The 21,158-nt window shown below is 39.9% G+C and carries 23 protein-coding genes; 2 read left to right on the forward strand and 21 right to left on the reverse strand.

Annotation, left to right across the window (positions count from 1 at the left end; translation table 11 throughout):
- Positions 1-255: 255 nt before the first annotated feature.
- The 16 genes from A5888_RS07775 to A5888_RS07850 form a co-directional block, all read right to left on the reverse strand.
- Complete coding sequence (locus A5888_RS07775; RefSeq protein ID WP_086350495.1) at positions 256-999, reverse strand: DivIVA domain-containing protein; 744 nt, start codon at positions 997-999, stop codon at positions 256-258.
- Between the two features lie 19 nt (positions 1,000-1,018).
- Positions 1,019-1,801, reverse strand: a complete 783-nt coding sequence (locus A5888_RS07780; RefSeq protein WP_086350496.1) for an RNA-binding protein — start codon at positions 1,799-1,801, stop codon at positions 1,019-1,021.
- Positions 1,802-1,822: 21 nt separating this feature from the next.
- Positions 1,823-2,098, reverse strand: coding sequence for a YggT family protein (locus tag A5888_RS07785; protein WP_422389748.1), 276 nt, complete (start codon positions 2,096-2,098; stop codon positions 1,823-1,825).
- 11 nt (positions 2,099-2,109) lie between these two features.
- Positions 2,110-2,757, reverse strand: a complete 648-nt coding sequence (locus tag A5888_RS07790; protein WP_339102030.1) for a cell division protein SepF — start codon at positions 2,755-2,757, stop codon at positions 2,110-2,112.
- 13 nt (positions 2,758-2,770) lie between these two features.
- Entirely contained in the window at positions 2,771-3,448 is a 678-nt protein-coding gene (locus A5888_RS07795; RefSeq protein ID WP_086350498.1) for a YggS family pyridoxal phosphate-dependent enzyme, read from the reverse strand.
- 14 nt (positions 3,449-3,462) lie between these two features.
- Positions 3,463-4,722 (reverse strand): cell division protein FtsZ, encoded by a 1,260-nt coding sequence (gene ftsZ, locus A5888_RS07800; protein WP_086350499.1) that lies wholly within the window; start codon positions 4,720-4,722, stop codon positions 3,463-3,465.
- A gap of 26 nt (positions 4,723-4,748) precedes the next feature.
- Entirely contained in the window at positions 4,749-6,083 is a 1,335-nt protein-coding gene (gene ftsA / locus A5888_RS07805) for a cell division protein FtsA (protein ID WP_086350500.1), read from the reverse strand.
- Between the two features lie 148 nt (positions 6,084-6,231).
- Positions 6,232-7,194 (reverse strand): cell division protein FtsQ/DivIB, encoded by a 963-nt coding sequence (locus tag A5888_RS07810; protein WP_086350501.1) that lies wholly within the window; start codon positions 7,192-7,194, stop codon positions 6,232-6,234.
- A gap of 114 nt (positions 7,195-7,308) precedes the next feature.
- Entirely contained in the window at positions 7,309-8,403 is a 1,095-nt protein-coding gene (murG, locus tag A5888_RS07815; RefSeq protein WP_086350502.1) for an undecaprenyldiphospho-muramoylpentapeptide beta-N-acetylglucosaminyltransferase, read from the reverse strand.
- 8 nt (positions 8,404-8,411) lie between these two features.
- The gene (gene murD / locus A5888_RS07820) at positions 8,412-9,782 is read right to left on the reverse strand and encodes a UDP-N-acetylmuramoyl-L-alanine--D-glutamate ligase (RefSeq protein WP_086350503.1); all 1,371 of its coding nucleotides are present in this window, start codon (positions 9,780-9,782) and stop codon (positions 8,412-8,414) included.
- A 20-nt stretch (positions 9,783-9,802) separates the two neighbouring features.
- Positions 9,803-10,768, reverse strand: a complete 966-nt coding sequence (gene mraY, locus A5888_RS07825) for a phospho-N-acetylmuramoyl-pentapeptide-transferase (protein WP_086350504.1) — start codon at positions 10,766-10,768, stop codon at positions 9,803-9,805.
- Positions 10,769-10,798: 30 nt separating this feature from the next.
- Positions 10,799-12,691 (reverse strand): peptidoglycan D,D-transpeptidase FtsI family protein, encoded by a 1,893-nt coding sequence (locus A5888_RS07830; protein ID WP_086350505.1) that lies wholly within the window; start codon positions 12,689-12,691, stop codon positions 10,799-10,801.
- A 1-nt stretch (position 12,692) separates the two neighbouring features.
- Positions 12,693-13,097, reverse strand: a complete 405-nt coding sequence (gene ftsL / locus A5888_RS07835; protein WP_086350506.1) for a cell division protein FtsL — start codon at positions 13,095-13,097, stop codon at positions 12,693-12,695.
- Between the two features lie 163 nt (positions 13,098-13,260).
- Entirely contained in the window at positions 13,261-14,211 is a 951-nt protein-coding gene (gene rsmH / locus A5888_RS07840) for a 16S rRNA (cytosine(1402)-N(4))-methyltransferase RsmH (RefSeq protein WP_086350507.1), read from the reverse strand.
- A gap of 15 nt (positions 14,212-14,226) precedes the next feature.
- Positions 14,227-14,658, reverse strand: a complete 432-nt coding sequence (gene mraZ / locus A5888_RS07845; RefSeq protein ID WP_086350508.1) for a division/cell wall cluster transcriptional repressor MraZ — start codon at positions 14,656-14,658, stop codon at positions 14,227-14,229.
- Positions 14,659-14,854: 196 nt separating this feature from the next.
- On the reverse strand, positions 14,855-15,226 hold the full coding sequence (locus tag A5888_RS07850; protein ID WP_086350509.1) for a DUF3397 domain-containing protein: 372 nt from the start codon (positions 15,224-15,226) through the stop codon (positions 14,855-14,857).
- A gap of 272 nt (positions 15,227-15,498) precedes the next feature.
- Here A5888_RS07850 and A5888_RS07855 point away from each other — a divergent pair, with 272 nt between their 5' ends.
- Both A5888_RS07855 and prli42 read left to right on the forward strand, forming a co-directional pair.
- On the forward strand, positions 15,499-16,455 hold the full coding sequence (locus A5888_RS07855) for a magnesium transporter CorA family protein (RefSeq protein WP_086350510.1): 957 nt from the start codon (positions 15,499-15,501) through the stop codon (positions 16,453-16,455).
- 63 nt (positions 16,456-16,518) lie between these two features.
- Entirely contained in the window at positions 16,519-16,632 is a 114-nt protein-coding gene (gene prli42, locus A5888_RS07860; RefSeq protein ID WP_086350511.1) for a stressosome-associated protein Prli42, read from the forward strand.
- Positions 16,633-16,759: 127 nt separating this feature from the next.
- Here the strand turns inward: prli42 and recN are convergent, their stop codons facing one another.
- From recN to A5888_RS07885, 5 genes are all read right to left on the reverse strand, one after another.
- Positions 16,760-18,454, reverse strand: a complete 1,695-nt coding sequence (gene recN, locus A5888_RS07865) for a DNA repair protein RecN (RefSeq protein ID WP_086350512.1) — start codon at positions 18,452-18,454, stop codon at positions 16,760-16,762.
- 19 nt (positions 18,455-18,473) lie between these two features.
- Positions 18,474-18,923 carry an arginine repressor gene (gene argR / locus A5888_RS07870; RefSeq protein ID WP_086350513.1) on the reverse strand — a complete coding sequence of 150 codons (450 nt, stop codon included), beginning with the start codon at positions 18,921-18,923 and terminating at the stop codon, positions 18,474-18,476.
- A gap of 276 nt (positions 18,924-19,199) precedes the next feature.
- A complete protein-coding gene (locus A5888_RS07875) occupies positions 19,200-20,021 on the reverse strand; it encodes a TlyA family RNA methyltransferase (protein WP_086350514.1) in 822 nt (273 codons plus the stop codon).
- Positions 20,022-20,037: 16 nt separating this feature from the next.
- Complete coding sequence (locus tag A5888_RS07880; protein ID WP_086350515.1) at positions 20,038-20,925, reverse strand: polyprenyl synthetase family protein; 888 nt, start codon at positions 20,923-20,925, stop codon at positions 20,038-20,040.
- Positions 20,922-21,155 carry an exodeoxyribonuclease VII small subunit gene (locus A5888_RS07885; RefSeq protein ID WP_086350516.1) on the reverse strand — a complete coding sequence of 78 codons (234 nt, stop codon included), beginning with the start codon at positions 21,153-21,155 and terminating at the stop codon, positions 20,922-20,924. Before A5888_RS07885 ends, A5888_RS07880 begins: the two co-directional genes overlap by 4 nt.
- Positions 21,156-21,158: the final 3 nt, after the last annotated feature.

The following is a 21,158-nucleotide window of genomic DNA, read 5'->3' on the forward strand; positions in this document are numbered from 1 at the left end:
GGTTATTAAAACAAAAAGAGCCCTTCCATCCCAAGGGACGAAAGCGCTCGTGTTACCACCCAAATTTAGAATCATTTTGTCAATGATTCCCTCTGATGATTGGTATCGTAATCACACGTCAAGCCTTACTCTGTTTCACGCTTGATCTGGAATAGAGGATCTTTTCAATAGTAGGGTCTTGTCAATCTTTCACCATCATTGACTCGCTACAAAGAATACGTATTGATTTTTCTGTTCTATTCATTAGAAATTATTCTATTCTTCTGTTGCAGATTTGCTATCTAGAAACTCTAAGGATTCAGATAACTCATCATTCAGCTTCTTCGCATCTTCTAGAGAAGAAACCGTAGTTGCCTCTTCCGATCCAACTACTGGTATTGCTCCTGTTTCACCAGTTTCTAAGCCACCAGTCAATTCCTTAGACAGGACCTCCTGAATAACTGTATGACTGTCACTCACATAGCTTGAGAATGGTTTCAGCAAATCGTTCCATTCTTCACTCTTAACTTGTTCAAGCTGTGTTTCCAACATCAAATTCAAACGTTGATGGAATACACGCGTTTTCTTCTTCAAGTCATCCGTTTCAGCAGCAAGCTGTCTTGCACGGTCTGTTGCTTCTGTAAGGATTTCAGTTGCCTTATCTTCAGCTGCAGTAATCAACGCATTAGAACGTCTTTCTGCATTGCTTACCATTTCATTTGCTGTATTTTCAGCAGAAGTAACAATCACTTCTGACTCTTTCGTTGCACTTGATTTCACTTTGTCAGCTGTATCTTGTGCCACAATAATTGATTGGTTTAACGCGTCTTTCAATTCGTTGAAGTATTGCAATTTTTCTTCTGCATGTTTCAACGATTTTTCTAATTCACGGACTTTTTGAAGAGAATCTTCATAATCTTTTGTTACTTGATCAAGAAAATCATCTACTTCGTCTTGATTATAGCCTCTCATCTTTGTAGAGAAAGCCTTATTCTGGATATCTAATGGTGTTAACGCCATACTCATTCACCTCATCGTTTTATTTTCGCAGTACTCCCAATAACAAACGGTATTTTTCTTTTTTAGTTTTGCCTTCCAACTCCTGTATCTGTATACGGCCAAAGCCTCTTATAGATACAATATCCAACAACTCTAAAGGAAAATCCGGACGTATATTTTCAGCCCAATTGATTTTGACCTTTCCAGATTCTATCAGCTGTTTAGAGCGCTGCCTAGAAATGTTATATACAGTAGAAATCAAATTATCTAATCTCATAGAGCTAACTGTGGCATGCTCCAATGACCATTCGTCCTTAGGCATAATAATCTCTGTATACGTTCTTTCTTCTAGCCTCACAGCTATCTTTCCAATCTTTTCCACTTGAGCAACTACAAAGTTCATCGTTTCATCAGCAATAAATACCTGCCAACGTTCCCCATCTGAAATGATGTCCCCAAAATATTGGCGTTGAATCCCTGTATTCATCAACGTACCTAATATTTTTCCATGAGAAAGCGATGTAAACTTCACAGGATAAATAATCTCAATCAACTTAATATTGAAATCTTCTGTTGTCGGCTCATAGTAATCTGGAAAAATCAAACATCTTTTTCTCTCAGCTTGCTCATATCCGCCATAAAAACGAAAAGACAAGTCACTATTCTGACGAATGATCGTCTCAAGGATATATGCTTGTCTGGGATCTAAAAACTCAGTCAAATAAGGCGCATATTGACTTTCTACTTTTTCGATCCAGTCACCTGCGGAATCAATAAAAGGATGCTCATCTTTCCGAAAATGCTGATACACATTTGCATTCATAGATAAACCACCCTTCTTTTATTAATAGCCTAATAGTGACATGACAATCATGTTCAAGCCGCCACTTGCCAGATTCAACACGATAATTCCTATCATTACATTAAAGCTAACCATTCCAATATTCAAATTCAATCGATCAAACAAACTTAAATAGGGTTCGCACAATCTCGCAACCAACCGCCCAAGAAATGAATCCTGTGCTCCAGGAAACCAAGAAAGCAGCGCATAAACAACCAATAAACCAGAATAAATCTGAACACCCTTATTTATAAGAACTAAAATCTGAATAATAATGATTACCTCCTACACTAAAAATCAAACATCTGTTTTTTAGCTAATGATTGTGCAGTTGCACTGTCTATTTCCATATTTGGTGGTGTGCATAAGAAAATTTCATCCCCAACACGTTGAATATCACCATCTAGCGCATAAACAGTTCCTGTAATAAAATCAACGATTCGTCTCGCCTGACTTTCCTCAAGTAAGTGGAAGTTAATCAATACAGCTTCTTCAACAATGATATGTTTTGCGATATTCATTGCTTCCGAATATACTCTAGGCTCAATAATCGAAATCTTCATTGGTTCGCCATAACGATTGTTCTCCTGTGGAACAGATGATGTATTAGAATTGCGCATGGAGACAACCTTTTTCTCATTGTACGATCTTGTCTGATGACTACCACTATTCGGATTTTGATATTTTTCTGTTGAACGATAACGAGCCGATGGTCTCTCCTTCAAAGTTTCTGAATCAGAATATGCTTGACGTTGGACAGTTTGTTGCTGAGGAACCGCCTGCTGCTGCACTCTTGGTCGCTGCTGCTGTTGTCTCACTCGTGGTTGCTCATTTACAGCTGTCTGCTGCTCTGAGTAACTGTCGTAGCTATCTTCATATTCATCTTCACCAGATAATCCAAAAAAATTTGATAATGCATTCTTATTAAAAATTGACATAGATTCCCCTCCTTTACGCACCTCTAAATAATCCTCTGCCGACACGAACAAATGTTGCTCCTTCTTCTACAGCTATAGGAAAATCATTCGACATTCCCATACTAAGATCCGTACACGGAGCATAGGGCAAATTCATTTCCCTTACCATAGTCTGAGCATCTTTTAACTCCGAAAAAAAAGTATGGAGTTCATCATCATCGGCATTCAAAGGTGCCATGGTCATAAGACCAACAACACGAATTTTATCCATCGTACTCAATTGATTGATAAAATCCTTTAATTTTTCTTTTCTTAGTCCATGTTTACTCTCCTCAGCAGAGATGTTCACTTCAACAAAGCATGAGATGGTCTTCTCAGCCCGTTTCTGAATTTCTTCTGCTAAGCTCAAACTGTCCAAAGCATGAAAATAGTCGATGTTGTTGATTATTAATTTTACCTTTCTCCGCTGTAAATTACCAATCAAATGCCACTTTATTGAAGAATAATTCTTCAAAGCAGCTTTTTTCTCTAATAATTTATCCACACGGTTCTCTGCAAAATCCTCAACACCAAGCTCTGCAAGCTGTTCGGCTACTTCACTATCAACTGACTTAGTCACAGCGACTAAAGTCACTTCTGTTTCGGAACGATGGGCATGCGTACATGCCAGCTTGATAGTTTCTTTGATTTCATTCAAATTATCTGCCAGCATGTGTCATTGCCTCTCTATCTTTTTCTTCTGAAAAATGGCGGTGTATTTAATTCATCGTCATTGTGAGAAGATTCTTCACGATGGAATGTTTCAAATTCTTTTTTCTCAACATTTTCAATCGTTGTTTCTTCCACTTTTGGACGTACATTCTGCTCACGACGGATGTCCCAGTCTCCAAAAGCACTTGTTTCTTCCTGTTGTTGTGATTGTTGCGGCTGAGCATTTCTAGCCTGCTCCATATCCAAAACAGGGGCTTGTTGAACAGATTGAATTTGTGTATTTGTTGCTCTTTGTCGCTGTGGACGTCTTTCTTTCTTAGAAGGATCGATCCCTGTCGCAATAACAGTTACGCGAATTTCGTCGCCAAGATCTTCATTGATTGATGTACCCAAGATGATATTTACATCACCAGTAGCAGCACTAGTAACAATATCTGAAGCATCCTGTGCTTCAAACAAGGTCATGTCCAGTCCACCTGTGATGTTCAATAACACTTGCTCTGCACCATCAATAGATGTTTCAAGTAATGGAGAAGAAATGGCTTTCTTCGTTGCTTCGATCACACGATCTTCACCGCTGGCAACACCGATACCCATCAATGCTGTTCCTTGGTTTTCCATCACTGTCTTCACATCAGCGAAGTCCAAGTTGACGTAACCAGGTGCAGTAATCAGATCCGATATGCCTTGAACTCCTTGGCGTAAAACATTATCCGCTTCACGGAAGGCTTCAAGCATTGGCGTCTTTTTATCTACAACTTCTAATAGACGGTTGTTCGAAATAATCAAAAGCGTGTCTACGTTTTCTTTCAGAAGGGCGATTCCTTCTGCTGCAAAACGGCCTCTTTTAGGGCCTTCAAAGCTAAATGGACGAGTAACGACACCAACTGTCAAAGCGCCTAATTCTTTTGCAATTTTAGCTACAACAGGTGCAGCACCCGTTCCAGTTCCTCCACCCATTCCAGCAGTGATAAAAATCATATCAGCTCCTTGCAATGAATCAGAGATAACCTGTTCGCTTTCTTCTGCAGCTTTTTGACCTACCTCCGGTTGAGAACCGGCACCTAAGCCGCGTGTATATTTAGGGCCAAGTTGGATCACAGTCTCAGCTTTTGAACTTTTCAAGGCTTGAACATCTGTGTTCGCAGCGATAAACTCAACACCCTTGACATTTTCTTCAATCATACGGTTGACAGCATTGCCGCCGCCGCCGCCGACACCGATGACTTTAATGACAGCGCCGTTATTGATATTATTATCTAAAGAAAATTCCATATTATCGTTTCCTCCTATTTTAGTGATTAATCAAAGATATTTGAGAAGAAGTCTTTGATTTTTCCAGTGACTTTTTCATTTGACTCATGATTTTCAGCATTTTCATAATTTGTTTCTGCTGGTTCGTCCTGATAGTTTTCATAGGAAGCTGCTTCTTGCTGTTGCACAGCAATCTGTGGAGCTGAAGCTGTTGACTTCCCACCAGGAACCGCACCTTTAGCAATATGATAAATCTCTGGAAGCTGTGCAGAATACTCAACGATACTGATAACATTTGTGAAAACAGGATTACGCAATCCCATATGGTTCGGCACATAAAGTTTCACACCTGTATCAAAAATTTCCTGAGCCAGATCTACAACACCTGGAAGGCTTGCGCCACCGCCAGTTAAAATAATTCCACCTGGCAATTCCAATGCGTCGATCTCATCCAATACTTCTTTTGATTTTCTAAATATTTGCTCTACTCTCGCTTCAATCACTTCTGACAGATAGCGTTCATCTACTTTTACTGGTTCGGATTTTCCAATTACATCTACTGGAAACTCTTCACTGACAGATGTACGTTCAGGGAACGCATCGCCATAATTGATTTTCAGTGCTTCAGCATTGTTGAAGGATGTGTTCAAAACAATAGAAATATCTTTTGTTACGAACTCTCCGCCTTCTTGATTCACATGGTTAAATTTCAATTGCTTGTCATGCATCACAGCAGTTGTTGTTTGACCACCACCCATGTCGATAACGATGGTTCCAAATTCTTTTTCGCCATCTGAGAGAATCGTTTCAGTCAATGCAAGAGGCGCAATGACCATTTCATTTACTGATAGACCAGCTTTCTCTACACATTTCCGTGTATTATGGATGATTGTTTTAGGTCCGGTAAAGACCACGCCCAACATTTCAAGACGAACACCGATCATTCCACGAGGATCTTTGATCCCCTCAAAACCATCAACAGTAAACTCTTGAGGTAAGATTGCAACGATTTGACGTTCTGGAGGAGTCGAACGAACCAAAGCTGCAGATGCTACATTGCGTACATCCTCATCATTGATTTCCTTTGATTCACTGCTTACAGCAATCATCCCTTGGCAGTTTTCCACTTCCAACATATTAGCCGGCAAACCTACGTTAACACTCTTGATTTGAATCCCCGCTTTTTCTTCCGCTTGCCTTACAGCACGCTGAATTGCATTTACGGTTTTATCAATATCAACGATGATTCCTCTGTTTAAACCATCAGATTTCGCGTTTCCCACGCCAATTATATTCATTTGGCCCTCAATAAATTCGGCTACAACAACTTTTACTGATGTTGTACCAATATCAAGGCCTACATACATTCCTGTTTTTGCCATGAATGGGGTTCCTCCTCCTAATTAATCCAATATGTAAGCGAACCTATACGCTCGTTTATCTATATTTTGTCAATACTCACTTCTTTCAATTCTACCATAAACAAGGGGTTTTTAGAAAGAAGATTCTACTATTTTATCATTTATTTTTTTACTGCTCTACTTCGGCTGACAAAGAGCTCTCTTCTGTGCTTTCAGAAGCCTCGCTATTCTCTGTTTCTTTCTTATGAGAGTAAGAGAAAATCCCTACTTCCATATCAATGACACCTGGCTCTGTCATCTGACCTGCGACTTGAGAGTAATAACCCATTTTTTCTACTAATTGCGAGATATTCACGATTACCTGATTGCTGTCCTTCATATAAAGCGTAATCAGTTCTTTGTTGGACTCGGAAGGTGAATACTTGATTTCGGTAATTTGCTCTTTTTGTTCATCAGGCAGTCCACCATATGATACTATCAATGCTTGAATTTGTTTCTCATCTTGAAAATTGGCAAAGACCGGCATCCCACTGATTGGGTTGTCTAGCTTATCTGTTAACACAGTTCCATTTTCCAAGATTGGAGAATAAGAACCCTCCGAGTAATCAACAGCAAGGACATCATACTCAGCAATAGAAATTTTAAAGCTATTGATGCCATTTAAAGAAACAGTTGCTTTCTTCACCCGCGGAAATTTCTTCTCAATATTTTTTTCATTGACAGTCCGATCAAAATATTGGGCCCACAATGGTTCTTCAATCATCAATTTGGAGTCTGTGATTATTGCCTGTGAATCAACATTTTCATTACCGGTGACTGTCACACCAGACAGCTTACTGAAAGGCGAAATAAAGTAACATAAAACTAAAATGATAATGGCTGAAATCGAAATAATCAACGTCAACCGCCTCACCAGACGAGTGTTTCGTACTTTTTTGACATTAGGTAATCGGTCGGCAAAAGATTCGTAAGTGCTCTGCGGCTTCTCCTGTTCAAAGTCCTGATCTTGCTCTTCAGAAAGTTCCTTTGCTGTTTCATCTATGTCTTCTGTTATTTCCGATTCAGCGTCGGTTTCAGTCTCTTCTTCTTTTCTTTCCGGGTGCCAGATAGGGGTATCGCCTTGATTTCTCATATACTCAAGGTTTTCTTTCTGCCACGGAGTCAGTTGAAGCTCATCATTTTCAGACTGCTTTTGATCATTGTCTTTGTTATCAAAATCCTTCTCACTAATCTTCTACACCTCCCGTCATCGTACAAGTTCCTCCACTACTTGATAGAGTCGTTCACTGGCATTTGGGATCCCTTCATTTCGGGAGTTATCTGCCATTTTTTTACGAACTTCATCATTTAACAGAATCTCTTCTATAGAAGCTACAAGCGTGGAACCAGTAAGTTCTCCATCACTGATCAACTGTGCTGCTCCTGCCTTCACCAAGCTTTGAGCATTCTTTGTTTGATGATCATTTGTGACATACGGGCTGGGAATAAGAATTGATGGAAGCCCTAAAGCAGTAATTTCAGCAATCGATGTTGCTCCTGCACGTCCCACAATCAACTGTACATTTCCCATGACATCTGCCATTTTATCAATATATGGCTGAATACTCACATTTTTCAGCGTTCTTTTAGAAAGATTTAACTTTTCTTGAAGCTCTTCAAAATAACGTTCTCCGGAAGCATACAACACTTGATATGGTTTATCTTCAAAAAAAGGTAAAGCCTCTAAAAAGGCTTGGTTGATTTTCAACGCACCTTGACTGCCTCCAAAAATGACAACTGTTGGTTCCTCTGGTTTCAGACCATACTCAGCCAAAATTGCTGATTTCTCGACACCAGCCACTTCCTGTGCTCTGGGATTGCCGGTCAAAACTACTTTTTCTTTTGGAAAATAAGAACTTACATCTGGGAAACACACGGCTATTTTCGAAGCAAACTTACTCAAAAATTTGTTGGTGACCCCTGGGACACTGTTCTGTTCATGAACGATTGTTGGGATACCAAGTTGCTTGGCAGCAAACATCACCGATCCTGATACATAACCGCCTGTTCCTATAACGATATCCGGCTGAAAAGAGCGGATAAGCTTTTTGGCTTTTCCTATGCTAGATAGAAAAAGATAAACAGTTTTGATATTCTGAGGACTTAATGACCGACGAAATCCTTGAATCTTGATCGTACTGAATGGAATCCCATAGCTTGGCACAATTTTACTTTCCAAACCACGCTCTGTTCCAACATACATAAATTCTGCGCCTGGCTGTGTTTTCTTCACATAATCAATAAATGCCAACGCCGGATAAATATGTCCGCCTGTTCCTCCGCCTGTTACTAGTATCTTCATGCTTCTTCTCACTTTTCTTTTTGTTTTAGCTGCTGAAATGCCTGCATAAATTTCTCTCCGCGCAGTTCAAAATTGGGGTATTGATCCCAACTTGCGCAAGCGGGCGACAATAAGATAGTATCATTTTTTTGTGAAAAATCATAGGCTTCTTTTACAGCTGTTTCAACATTTTCAGTCAAGACAATTGAAGTGATCCCAGCCTGAATTGCTGCTTGGTTCAGCTTGTCCTTCGTTTCTCCAAAGAGAACAATCCCTTTCAGTCCGATAAGGAAAGGAACAAGTTCGTCAAAATCATTTCCACGATCCAAACCACCTGCCAAAAGAATCAAGTGTTCATTATCAAAGCCACTCAATGCTTTCTCTGTGGCTAGAATATTGGTAGCCTTTGAATCATTGAAAAATCTGCGGCCATTGAGTTCCCCCACATATTGCGTACGATGTGGAACACCTGTGAAACGTTTTAAAGTTTCACGTATTGCTTCAGTTGACACCCCTTTTAATTTTGCTACAGCAATCGCTGCTAATGCATTTTCAACATTATGACTACCTGGAACGCCCAATTCAGAAGCTTCCATTATATAGTCATCCTTGAAATAGAGTTTCCCCTCTTCACAAAATGCGCCGGCTACCTTCTCATTGATTGAAAACGGGAGAATCGTTGCCGCACTTGTTTTACTCAACTGACGCAATTCTTCCTGGTCCCAATTCAAAATCAGGTATTCTGAGGAAGTCATATTCTTTTGCATATTCCACTTTGCTTTAACATATTCTTCACGAGTCCCATGATAATCGATATGTGCTTCATACAAGTTCGTAATAACAGCAATTTCCGGTTTGAAGGTCTCGATCCCCATTAATTGGAAGCTTGACAGTTCCATTACCAGATCGTCTGCTGCCTCTGATTCCTGAGCTACTTGACTGGCTGGAAACCCAATATTTCCAGAAAGACGTGCCGTACCAGCCTCTCTGTCGGCATTTAATAAAAGCCCGATCATTGTTGTTGTCGTCGTTTTCCCATTGGTTCCAGTAATGCCGATAATCGGACATTCAGCGATTTGATACGCAAGCTCGACCTCTGTTAAAACCGGCAATCCTTTTTCCAAAGCTTTTTGAACAAGCGTGTTTGAATAAGGAATTCCCGGATTTTTGACAACCATAGAAAAATCCTCATCTAAAAGCTCTATTGGGTGGCCCCCCGTAACAACACGAATACCCAAGCTTAATAAATCTTGGGCATCAGGATTTTGATCGAATTGTTTAAAGTCATTAACCGTTACCAATGCGCCTAGTTCCTGCAACAATTTTGCAGCACTGACACCACTTTTCGCCAAACCAAGAACTAAAATCTTTTTATTCTCATATGTCGTAATTTTTTTCATAATTAATCCCCTTCACTTCCTTAGAAAATGAGCCAAAGTGTCACTGCAGAACAGATTAAGCTAGTCAACCAAAAAATGATATCGATTTTCCATTCAGACCAACCACTCATTTCAAAGTGATGATGAATCGGAGACATTTTGAAAATACGTTTTCCAAACATCTTGAATGAAAACACCTGAAGCATCACACTAGCAGTTTCAATGACATAAACTAAACCGATCAATAATAATGTCCATTCTTGTCTAAGTATGATTGAAATCGCGGCTAGCAGTCCACCTAAAGCTAATGAACCGACATCCCCCATAAATATTTTCGCCGGTTTTTTATTATATGGGAAAAATCCAATCAACCCACCGATGACACTTAAACACACAATAACTACATCAAACTGCTGTTGTTTCCATGCAATAATCGCATATGTTCCAAATGAAATCGTCCCCAGACCTGACACTAGACCATCAATTCCATCTGTAAGATTTACCGCGTTGGAGAAGCCAACAAGCCAGATAATGATGAATACTCCATAAAAAATACCCAGCGGTACTTCCATCACACCAAATAGATTTAAGCTGTCTGGCAGGCTATCCATTCGATAAACCAAGTAAAAGACGATTCCGCCTAAAATTTGACCAACCAGTTTTTGCTTCGAATTAAGTCCCATGTTACGCTTCTTGAATATTTTGATAAAATCGTCCAAGAATCCCAACAAGCCGTACAAAATCAGGATAAATAGTAAGACTAACACAGAAGATGTCAACTGCTTCAACCATATCCCGGCAATCAAAGAAGTAACCGTCGCAGCTGCTAAAAAGACAGCCCCACCCATTGTTGGTGTTCCTGATTTAACATTGTGCCAAGTCGGGCCCTCCTCTCTTGTTACCTGTCCTTGCTTTTTCATTTGAAAATAGCCAATAAACATCGGCATGATTGAAACAGTCAGCGCAAAGCTGACTGCAATCGGGATAAAAATCTGTGTCCACTCCATAATATCTCTCCTAATTCACTTCAAACTCAATTATTTAATTGCTTCAGTAGCTGCTTGTGTCCCCACATCTGTTGATTTAATTTCCATTGCCAATTTCATCAATGGATTGGCAACCTCAGCTAATGTTGTCTTGTTATAATTCGTATTTGGTCGTTTCATGGTTATATACAGTATGTATTCCGGATTCTCAGCCGGCACCATTTCAACGACAGAATAAAGATAGTCTGTTGGACCAGTATAATAAACGCCGGTCTCTTCATCGACAACCTGTGCAGTCCCTGTTTTAGCCGCAACACGATAGCCCGGTACCGTATAGACATCATAAGCAATCCCATAGGTTGGATCTTCTACAGTATCGATCATATATGTTCGAACTTCATTGACTGCTTGTGCACTAACAGGTGTCCCAACTTCTTCTCGTTGTGTGACTTCCTTTTCACCAGTTTGAGCATTCACGATTTCACGTATATATTGCGGTTTGATCATTGTTCCATCATTCGCAAAAGCGCTGAATGCCTGCATCATTTGAAAATTAGTAACTGAAACAGCCTGACCGAAAGAAGACATGGCCTGATCGACTGTATTATCTCCCGGAACGCTACCGGAGGATTCACTCTCCAAACCTGAATTCGTTGATTCGCCAAAACCAAACTTCTTAAGATAGTCCTGCCATGTCGTACCACCCATTCGACGCTCCAACTCTAACATTCCAACATTACTGGACCAGGAAATCGCCTGACGGAAATTCAAGGTTCCTTTTTCACCTTTATCCCAGTCATTAACTACTGTTTCGTTCCCCGGCGTATCATCAAGAACCACACCTCCGTAAGGGTAGACAAAGGTTTCATTCGGGTTGAATCCCCCTTGTTGGATCGCTGCAGCAGAAGTCATGATTTTCATTGTAGAACCAGGTTCAAATTTATCTTCTACTAAGAGATTACGCCATAAATCCAAACCTTCTCTCGTTTCCGGTTCAAAGGAAGGGCGTTGGGACATCGCAACGATATCACCGGACTTTGCCTCCATCAACATAGCAGTTACTTCTTCCGGCTCATACTTTTCCACCAATGGGTCAAGCAAGTTTTCCAGACGTGTCTGCAAACGGATATCTAAGGTTGTCACGATATCCTTACCATCTTGCACTTGGCTTTCTTCTACAACAGATCCGGGAACTGGATTTCCATTCACATCTTTTTGATAATCAATCTTTCCATCTGTTCCGCTCAATATATCATTATAGGAATATTCGATCCCCATTTTACCGACTAGACCAACAGACTCATCATCTTTATCTGCTAAATCTGTATAACCTATAACATGAGAGGCAAAGACTCCGTTCGGATAAATACGATCCGGATGATCTTCAAAATAGATCCCTTCTATTTCTTGTTCTTTCAGAGCAACTTCAATATTTTGCTTCTTTTCAAGCGACAGATTCTTCCCGCCTGAACCAAACTCCACTTGAAATTTGGGAGAACCATCTTTGTTTGTCCCATCATTCAAATACTTTAATGCGTCTTCTTTCGACAAATCTGTATTGTTAGCTAAAATAGTTGCAATCGCATCAAAATCCTTTTTTTGTGCATATAGCTTTTTCTTTTCCTGACCCAAAAAGTCTTCAGATAAAACAGCATATAGTGAATAGGAGGTCGCATCTTCTGCAATAACTTGACCATTTCGATCCAATATCGATCCTCGCTTAGCTTTGATTACTGTGCTTCCACTATATAGTTCCTTTGTCTTTTCTTTTAAAGAAACACCAGCAACCTCTCCAGAGCCAATGATATAGGACAATCTGAATGCAAACAAAAAGAACAACCCAATACTTGTAGCAAATAGAATAATGCCTACTTTTTTGCGATTGTTCATTGGATTTAAATTCTTTTTACGAATAAACGTTTTGATTCTATTTCTTATGCTCATATTAATTCACTTTCCTTAAATTTCCGTCATTTTCTGAAAGTCCCTGTTCTTCCGCAATCGCCTTGATACGATCTGCTTTTGACAGTTCATTTCTTTCTTGTTCAAGTTTTAAGGCTGTCTCTTCCTTCTGAGAGATTTCTGCCTGAGCATCAGTGATTCCATTGGTCGTCTGAACGATTGCTGTTCTCACTTGGATTGTCAGGACGGCAATACTGATTACAGCTGCCAACAGGAATACTGCAAGGATTTTTTCAATAAACGAAACGTTTCTCAAACGTTGTTTTGGATAATGGAGCAAGTCATCAGCAACATCTACCTGTTTCACAGGGCCATCTGCTTTGACCACGGCTTCGTCAATAATCTGCATATCATAATGTGTTTCTTCATATTTTTTCAACTCAGCCATGTTCTGCCCTCCTCGTCCTCTAAAATATGATGATGTTGCTTTCTTCATCATCATTTGATTGCTACTTGTTTTTATGTAAAGTCCGGAGTATTATCATCCGGTAAAATCGAGAAAAAGATAAAATCAACTGTTTCTTACAGTCTTCTCTTCTCAATTCCATCTATTACTTCTTTATTCTTTCTGCTATCCTCAGCTTCGCACTTCGAGAACGGTTATTTTCTTCCAGCTCTTTCTCGCTTGGTAAGATCGGCTTTCTGGTAACAACTTTCATTTCCGGTTGAAACTCTTCCGGTATGATTGGAAGTCCTGGCGGCAAATCTTTGACTGAACTGTATTCCTTGAACATCGTTTTGACAATCCTGTCCTCTAAAGAATGGAACGTGATCACGCTGATTCGTCCGTTCAGGTTCAATAACTCGATTGCTTGTTCCAGTGACTCTTCAACAACACTAAGTTCATCATTTACAGCAATCCTGATTGCCTGAAACACACGTTTGGCAGGGTGTCCGCCATTTCTTCGTGCAGGTGCGGGAATCGCTGTCTTAATAATATCTACTAATTCTCCAGTTGTTTCGATTGCTTGTTTTTCACGAATACGCTCGATTTCTCTGGCAATTTGCTTCGAAAATTTTTCCTCACCATAGCGGAAAAAGATTTTTACTAGTTCCTGATAAGAATACTCGTTTACGACATGATAAGCACTTAACTCAGCGCTCTGATCCATCCGCATATCTAATGGTGCATCTTTGTGATAACTAAACCCGCGTTCTGCCTCATCCAATTGTGGAGAAGAAACACCTAGATCGTAAAGCACACCATCTACACCGTATACGTCAAAATCAGCCAACCTATCTTTCAGATGGCGAAAGTTAGATTTTACAAATGTAACCATGCCTTTATCAACATATTTTTTTAATCGTTGCGCCGCAAAATCCAAAGCCTTCTGGTCTTGATCAAAAGCGTACAGATGTCCGGTTTCATCTAATTGGGATAAGAGATACTCACTGTGTCCTGCGCCGCCAAGCGTACAGTCTACATAAATCCCATTCTTTTTAATTGCCAATCCATCTACTGTTTCTTTTAACAGTACAGTATAATGTTGAAACTCCACCATCTTAGCTCCTCATCCTTAAAAACCAAAATCAATCATTGTCTCTGCAATCTCATCAAAATTTTCTTCTGCTTCTACTGAAAAAGCTCTCCAGCGTTCTTCATCCCAAATTTCAATGCGATTAGAAACACCAATAATGACACAGCCCTTTTCAAGGTTCCCATGTGCTCTCAATGTTGCAGGAATATTGATCCGTCCCTGCTTGTCAACCTCACACTCTGTCGCAGCAGAATAAAAAAAGCGGACGAATGTACGGGCATCCTTCTTAGCTAAGGGCATTTCTTTCAACTTTTCTTCTAATATTTCCCATTCAGATAATGGATAGCCAAACAGACACCCATCCATTCCTCTAGTCACAATAAACTTTTCTCCAAGTTCATCTCGAAGTTTGGCTGGAACGATTAATCTGCCTTTGGCATCAATATTATGTTGAAATTCGCCCATCAACATAGCTGATTTCCCCGCTTTTCCACTTGATAGAAACAGTCTACCACATTCCACCACTTTCTACCACTCAAAACCAGAAAAGTTCAACTAATTAATTGTTATTTAAAAAGTTTGTAATATTTGACGTTTTTTATCACTTTCACAAGAAAACGCAACCAATGTCTCCAACTTACGCTCCCTCTTTAAATCTCCTACTAAATTAGAACAAATAATGACCAATATTCATCAAAATTAGAAACGCATAAACCAATAGAACCAGTAAAAAATTCAACCGCCAGAACATTTTGAAGAATCGACCATAAATAAGCTCCCCATAGTAATACGCTTGAAACAAAGCAACACAAATCCCTAATAGTAAAATCGATATGAACATATAGGGAATAATTGTTTGACCGTATGTATCTTTAGACAGCACATGCAGACCGATCAATAAAAATGGAATGGAAATATCCGGTGATTTGATTTTATAGCGCTCTGCCAGCGCCAATCTTGAAATAATGAAATTTGCTGCAAATAGAACAGCAACCGGAAAAACATACCAAAGAAGCATAACAATTGAAAAAGAGACCATCCCAAACAATTCCTTTCATAACACTTGATTTAAATATACTTTATTTAGTTTACACGCATGTTTCATTTCCTTTAAAAATTCATGCCTAAATAATACTATATGACTGCCTTTAAATAATTCAGCATCTAAGAAACACGTATCTATCATAATAAAAATACTGAGGATTATTTTCATAGAGTCACGTATCTATATTACAAGGCAATCCGTTACTAAACAAGTGGTTTATCGCTTATAATGAAAATAGAAATAAACAAAAAAAGGAGGCAGCCCAATTGATCACCTATTTAAAAAAAGAGGATCGGCAGTTTACCACTGAAAAAGAGGACACAGAGGAAGTGAAGTGGATCGTCGTAGACACCCCTTCACACGAGGAAGTGGATTACTTGATTTCGACCTACAAACTGCCTTCCGACTACATCACAAGTGTACTTGACGAGCATGAAAAGGCTCGTTCTGAAGGAAATTGGCATGATATCAGCGAACGCTCTGCCTTGATATTGATCCAATTCCCTAAAGCATCAGTCAGTCCCAGCGGCTACATGCAGTTAAATACTTACCCACTATCTGTGGTTCGAACAACAGATAATAAAATTATCACAATCACCGATCAGAAAACTGATTTTATCGAAAAGATCAGAAAAGAAGGGTTACAGGATTCCAAGCTTTCTGTTCACAGCGCACTTCTCTTCCAACTGCTATGGGAAATTTCAAAAAGCTATAATGGTTTTCTATCAAAAATCATCACAGAAATTGGCCATTTAGAAGGGGAATTAAAAATTGCCACTGAAAACAGCCAGTTGTATCAAATGATGGATATTCAAAAAAGTCTTGTTTATTTTGAATCTGCGCTCTCTGAAAATATCAATGTTGTCAAACGACTTTATGACGATAGGGAGCGTCCGGATACGTTCGATCATCTTCCTCATCTCCACGATATCCTAGTGGAAATGAAGCAGGGTCTGACAACTTCTCAAATCCAGCTTAAATTGGTCGATCAAATCAGCAGCACCTTTTCATCGATTGTATCTAACAATTTAAATATCGTCATGAAAATATTAACTTCTTTGACGATTGTATTGACTATCCCGACCATCATTGGCGGAATCTATGGAATGAACGTCAAATTGCCCTTTGCCAATCGTGAAGATGCGTTCCTTTGGATATTCTTCATCACATCTATTCTATGTGCAGCAGTCATTTATTTCCTGAAGAAAAGGAATCTTCTCTAATTTTGTGTTGCCGATTCTTTCAAAAGGAGGTAAACTATAAAAAGGCAAAGGATGTGAATAATAATGGAAAAAAAGAAAACTAGTACATTCTCAAAAGTCACTAAAGTAGTTGTTTGGCTAATGCTGATTGCCATTATCGGTTCAACACTAGTTACTGTAATTTCGACTTTTAGATAAGAATATAACTGCAACGAAGGCACGGTAAAAGCCGGTTTGATGCTTTTTTGCTGTACAAACTCATTGAATTAAAAAAGTAGATCCAACTCTTCAAAAGGAAGACTTGGATCTACTTTTTGGTATACTACTACAACGTACGTTTCTCCTTCTGAGCCATATTGAGGAGCTCTTTGGCGTGCTCCATCGTCAATGGAGTGATTTCACTTCCGGCAAGCATGCGAGCAATTTCATTTGTCCGCTCTTCCCCTGACAATCTGACCACCCTTGTCTCTGTACGGTCTGCAATGATTTCTTTAGAAATGAAATACTGATAGTCCGCGACAGCTGCGACTTGTGGCAAATGGGTGATACACAGCACCTGTGAATCACTGGATATTTGATAGATTTTATCTGCAATTGCTTGCGCCACTCGCCCACTGACACCAGTATCTACTTCATCAAAAACAATACTAGTGATTCCTTGTGTTTTAGAAAAAATAGTCTTCAACGCCAACATAACTCGTGACAGTTCTCCGCCAGAAGCGACTTTTACCAGCGGTTTCAATGGTTCACCAGGATTGGTAGTGATGTAAAACTCTACCTTGTCCAATCCATCTTCCGTCATTTGAGGTTCCGGCTGTTCAAGGAATCTGACCTCAAACAGTGTGCGCTCCATATACAGCCCCTTCAGCTCGTGTAAAATATCTTTTTCCAAGTCGATTGCCGTTGCTTTGCGTACCTTACTAAGTTCAGCACCAACTTTTTGAACTTGCTGTTGCTTCTCTATAAGGATTTGCTCTAGCTCATCTGCTTTCCCATCAAGTAACCCATTCTCTGCAAGTTCTTCTGTAATTTCCTGATAGTAAGCCAAAACTGCCGTAACAGATTCGCCGTATTTTCTTTTTAGTTGTCGAATCAGTTCCAAGCGATTTTCCACTTCATCCAAGCGATTCTCATCTAGTTCCAACTGTCCCAAATGACGCGCCAAATCGGCACTTGCCTCTTGCAACTGATAATACCCATTTTGAACAGCTTCTGAAATGGATTGATAGTCCGGGTCCAGCATTTCGATCGTTGCCAATTCATTCATCGCATAGGCAATATTATCTAAACTGCTATTTTCTTCACTATTAATCGCCTCATAGCTGCCGGCAAGTGCATCTGCAATCTTCTGAAAATTCGCCAGCTTATTTCGCTCTTCAATCAGTGTTTCTTCTTCCCCTACTTGAAGCTTGGCTTCAGCGATTTCATTGCTTTGAAATTGCAGCATATCTATGCGCTGAGCAAATGCTTTTTCGTTGTTTTGAAGATTCCTTACCTTTTTTTCAAGCTGCCGGTATTCCTGATAAGCGGCGACATACTCAGCTTTGATCCTACTGAGCTTATTCCCACCAAAATCATCGAGCATTCCCAAATGTCGTTCACTGTTCATCAATTCCTGATGCTCATTTTGCCCATGAATATCCACTAAATATTCCCCGATTTTTCTCAACATGGCAATAGTGATGATTCGTCCATTCACTCGACAGATATTTTTCCCAGATGAAAAAATATCGCGTTGCAGAATCAGTACGTCCTCTTCCTGATCAATCCCTTGTTCGTCCAATAAAGTGGTAAGCTCCGGATGCTTTGGCAATGCAAACAAGCCTTCCAGTGTACACTTCGAAGCGCCTTGTCGAATGAAATCACTTGATCCTCTTCCTCCGGTCAGCAAACCAACGGCATCGATGATGATCGATTTTCCTGCCCCGGTCTCACCAGTCAGTACGGTCATTCCTTTTTGAAATTCGAGCTCTAGCGAAGAGATTATTGCAAAATTCTTTACTGAAAGCTGTTGCAGCATAGATATTCACCTCTGATCATTATAAGTATTTGAAAAATTCTTCTCTTAAAAATTTTGCACTTTCCTCTGTTCTCGCAATCATCAGAATACTGTCATCATCACAAATCGTTGCAAACAACTGCTCCTTGTATTGCTTCTCGATCAAGTCTGCTGAAGCTTTGGCATTCCCCGGAATCGTGTGCAGCACAACATATTTTTCCATTTGATCAACAGAGACGAATGCTTCCTTCATCAGTTTCTCAAGGCGTTGAGACGTATTTTCTTTCGTTTCAACAGGTACACTATACCGGTAACGATTATCGGCAGATGGGACCTTTACAAGCTTCATCTCTTTAATATCTCTTGAAATCGTAGCCTGTGTGACTTCGATCCCCTTTTCTTGAAGCAGCGTGACGAAGTCCTCTTGTTTTTGTATATTATTGTCTGTTAATAGACGAGCGATTATGCGATGACGATCTTTTTTCCTCATACTAAACTACTCCTTTTCAGGTTCATTTCCTTTTTATCATAGCCTATTTTTTTCTCTTTTTAAAGCAATAAAAAAAGCTTTCCTAAATTTTCACTATTCTTTATGGCTTTTCAAAGTCTCAACACCATTAAAAATACTGGAAAATTAATCAAAGACAGATTTTTATCAAGGGTGTATCTGAAAAAAACACAAGGATTCAACCTTTTAAAAATTTATGGGACCTACCCAAAAACAGAGACAGATCAGTTACTCACTGTCTCTGCCTCAGTCCAAAAATCAATGTTCCCGTTTCAATTCATGATGCGCACGTTGAACGATTTCCTGAATGTTTACTTCCGGATCGATCGCTCCTTCTTGTTGTGTTGCTGTTAAGTGAACGAGAAATTCGATATTTCCTTCTCCACCGGTAATTGGAGAAAAATCCAAAGCTCTCACTTGGTACCCATTTCCAGCAGAAAAGTTCAGAATATCTTCAAGTACTGCTTCATGCACTGCCGGATCTCGAACAATCCCCTTTTTCCCAACCTGGTCTTTCCCCGCTTCAAATTGTGGCTTAATCAATGCAACCACATCGCCACCAGATTTCAATATTTCGTGAAGAGGGGGTAAAATCAATCGTAAGGAGATAAAGGATACATCGATCGTTGCAATTTCCGGCTGCCCTTGTGTAAAATCTTCAAGCTTGCTATAACGGAAGTTGGTTCGTTCCATCACAACAACACGTTCATCTTGACGAATTTTCCAAGCAAGCTGATTATAACCGACATCTAACGCATAGCTAAGTTTGGCACCATTTTGCAATGCAACATCCGTAAATCCGCCAGTGGAAGAACCAATATCCAGCATGATTTTCCCTTCTACCTCTACATCAAAAACTTGCAAAGCCTTTTCCAGCTTGAGACCGCCTCGTGACACGTAGGGAAGCACTTGCCCTTTGATATGTAACACAGTCTCTGTACCTATTTTTTCTCCGGGCTTGTCCAGTCGTTCGTTGTTTCCATCATAGACTAATCCAGCCATAACCGCTCGCTTCGCCTTTTCTCTTGTTTCAAACAGCCCTTGATTATGGGCCAGAACATCTACACGTTCTTTTTTCATGTTCGTTTCTCCCTTACTAAAGCGCAAGCTGCTCTAAAATTCCTTGAAGCAGTTTCGGCTGAAAATCACTGTTATTCTGTTGAATGTCTGACAACTGCTCGCTTGCCAACATCATTTGCTCGTTGAAAGCCTTCGTAGCACCCTCAATTCCCAATAATCCGGGATATGTACTTTTATTGAGCGTTTCATCTCTTCCAACTTGTTTTCCAAGCGCTTCCTCTGAGCTGGTAACATCTAACAAGTCATCTCTGATCTGAAAAGCTAGACCCAAGTGCTTGGCAAAGTCACCCAGAAGTGCCACGATCGTATCTGTTTGCTCCGCTAAAATTCCACCAGCTAACAGCGCAAACTCAATCAAAGCCCCAGTTTTTCTTTCATGAACCTCGATTAGCTCCTCTAATGTAAGAGAACGGGTTTCTCCTTGAAGATCACCCGCTTGACCGGAAACCATTCCTTCCGTTCCAGCTGCTTTTGTCAAAAGTTGGATCAGCAAGATCTTTTCATCCATCGCCAGCTGACTCAAGGCAAGTAGTTGAATAGCTGCTGTCAACAATCCATCTCCAGCAAGGATTGCGTGAGCCTCACCATAGATTTTATGATTTGTAGGCTTCCCTCTACGCAAATCATCGTCATCCATTGCAGGTAAATCATCATGAATCAATGAATATGTATGAATCATCTCCAGCGCCGCAGCTGTCTGAAAATCCTTTTTCTCCAAATCTTTTCCAAAAGACGCTACTACTGCCAGTAACAAAAGTGGCCGTAGCCGTTTCCCACCTGATTGAATAGAATAAAGCATGCTTTCCTTCAAGTAAGTATTGGTTGTATATTTTTCGATAAATGTGGTCATTTCCTGTTCAATCATCGGAACATAGCGCTGTTGAAACTGACTGAATTCTGTCATGCCTGTTCACTCTCTTCAAACGGGATTTCTTCATTCGTTTCTGACATCATCTTTGTTAATGACTTCTCTGCTTTTTCCAAGGTATCCTGACAATGCTTGCTTAAAACCATCCCTTTTTGAAAGGCCTCTAAGGCTTCTTCTAAAGGAACATCCCCTCTTTCAAGCCGTTGAACAATTTCTTCTAACTCGTTTAAGGATTCTTCAAATGTTGCTTCTTTATTTTTAGGCATTTT

Origin of the sequence: Enterococcus sp. 9E7_DIV0242 (genome assembly GCF_002140975.2) — a bacterium.
In the GTDB taxonomy this organism is placed as follows: domain Bacteria; phylum Bacillota; class Bacilli; order Lactobacillales; family Enterococcaceae; genus Enterococcus_L; species Enterococcus_L clewellii.

What these genes read in the sequence shown, in the direction of transcription:
- recN (WP_086350512.1), bottom strand. Translation starts at nt 18,454, where the DNA reads ATGCTGCAACAGCTTTCAGTAAAGAATTTTGCAATAATCTCTTCGCTA.
- A5888_RS07850 (WP_086350509.1), bottom strand. Translation starts at nt 15,226, where the DNA reads ATGGTCTCTTTTTCAATTGTTATGCTTCTTTGGTATGTTTTTCCGGTT.
- ftsA (WP_086350500.1), bottom strand. Translation starts at nt 6,083, where the DNA reads ATGGCAAAAACAGGAATGTATGTAGGCCTTGATATTGGTACAACATCA.
- A5888_RS07780 (WP_086350496.1), bottom strand. Translation starts at nt 1,801, where the DNA reads ATGAATGCAAATGTGTATCAGCATTTTCGGAAAGATGAGCATCCTTTT.
- rsmH (WP_086350507.1), bottom strand. Translation starts at nt 14,211, where the DNA reads ATGGTGGAGTTTCAACATTATACTGTACTGTTAAAAGAAACAGTAGAT.
- A5888_RS07830 (WP_086350505.1), bottom strand. Translation starts at nt 12,691, where the DNA reads ATGAGCATAAGAAATAGAATCAAAACGTTTATTCGTAAAAAGAATTTA.
- ftsL (WP_086350506.1), bottom strand. Translation starts at nt 13,097, where the DNA reads ATGGCTGAGTTGAAAAAATATGAAGAAACACATTATGATATGCAGATT.
- A5888_RS07810 (WP_086350501.1), bottom strand. Translation starts at nt 7,194, where the DNA reads ATGAGAAATCAAGGCGATACCCCTATCTGGCACCCGGAAAGAAAAGAA.
- A5888_RS07790 (WP_339102030.1), bottom strand. Translation starts at nt 2,757, where the DNA reads ATGTCAATTTTTAATAAGAATGCATTATCAAATTTTTTTGGATTATCT.
- A5888_RS07775 (WP_086350495.1), bottom strand. Translation starts at nt 999, where the DNA reads ATGGCGTTAACACCATTAGATATCCAGAATAAGGCTTTCTCTACAAAG.
- ftsZ (WP_086350499.1), bottom strand. Translation starts at nt 4,722, where the DNA reads ATGGAATTTTCTTTAGATAATAATATCAATAACGGCGCTGTCATTAAA.
- murD (WP_086350503.1), bottom strand. Translation starts at nt 9,782, where the DNA reads ATGAAAAAAATTACGACATATGAGAATAAAAAGATTTTAGTTCTTGGT.
- mraZ (WP_086350508.1), bottom strand. Translation starts at nt 14,658, where the DNA reads ATGTTGATGGGCGAATTTCAACATAATATTGATGCCAAAGGCAGATTA.
- murG (WP_086350502.1), bottom strand. Translation starts at nt 8,403, where the DNA reads ATGAAGATACTAGTAACAGGCGGAGGAACAGGCGGACATATTTATCCG.
- A5888_RS07885 (WP_086350516.1), bottom strand. Translation starts at nt 21,155, where the DNA reads ATGCCTAAAAATAAAGAAGCAACATTTGAAGAATCCTTAAACGAGTTA.
- A5888_RS07880 (WP_086350515.1), bottom strand. Translation starts at nt 20,925, where the DNA reads ATGACAGAATTCAGTCAGTTTCAACAGCGCTATGTTCCGATGATTGAA.
- prli42 (WP_086350511.1), top strand. Translation starts at nt 16,519, where the DNA reads ATGGAAAAAAAGAAAACTAGTACATTCTCAAAAGTCACTAAAGTAGTT.
- A5888_RS07875 (WP_086350514.1), bottom strand. Translation starts at nt 20,021, where the DNA reads ATGAAAAAAGAACGTGTAGATGTTCTGGCCCATAATCAAGGGCTGTTT.
- argR (WP_086350513.1), bottom strand. Translation starts at nt 18,923, where the DNA reads ATGAGGAAAAAAGATCGTCATCGCATAATCGCTCGTCTATTAACAGAC.
- mraY (WP_086350504.1), bottom strand. Translation starts at nt 10,768, where the DNA reads ATGGAGTGGACACAGATTTTTATCCCGATTGCAGTCAGCTTTGCGCTG.
- A5888_RS07795 (WP_086350498.1), bottom strand. Translation starts at nt 3,448, where the DNA reads ATGCTGGCAGATAATTTGAATGAAATCAAAGAAACTATCAAGCTGGCA.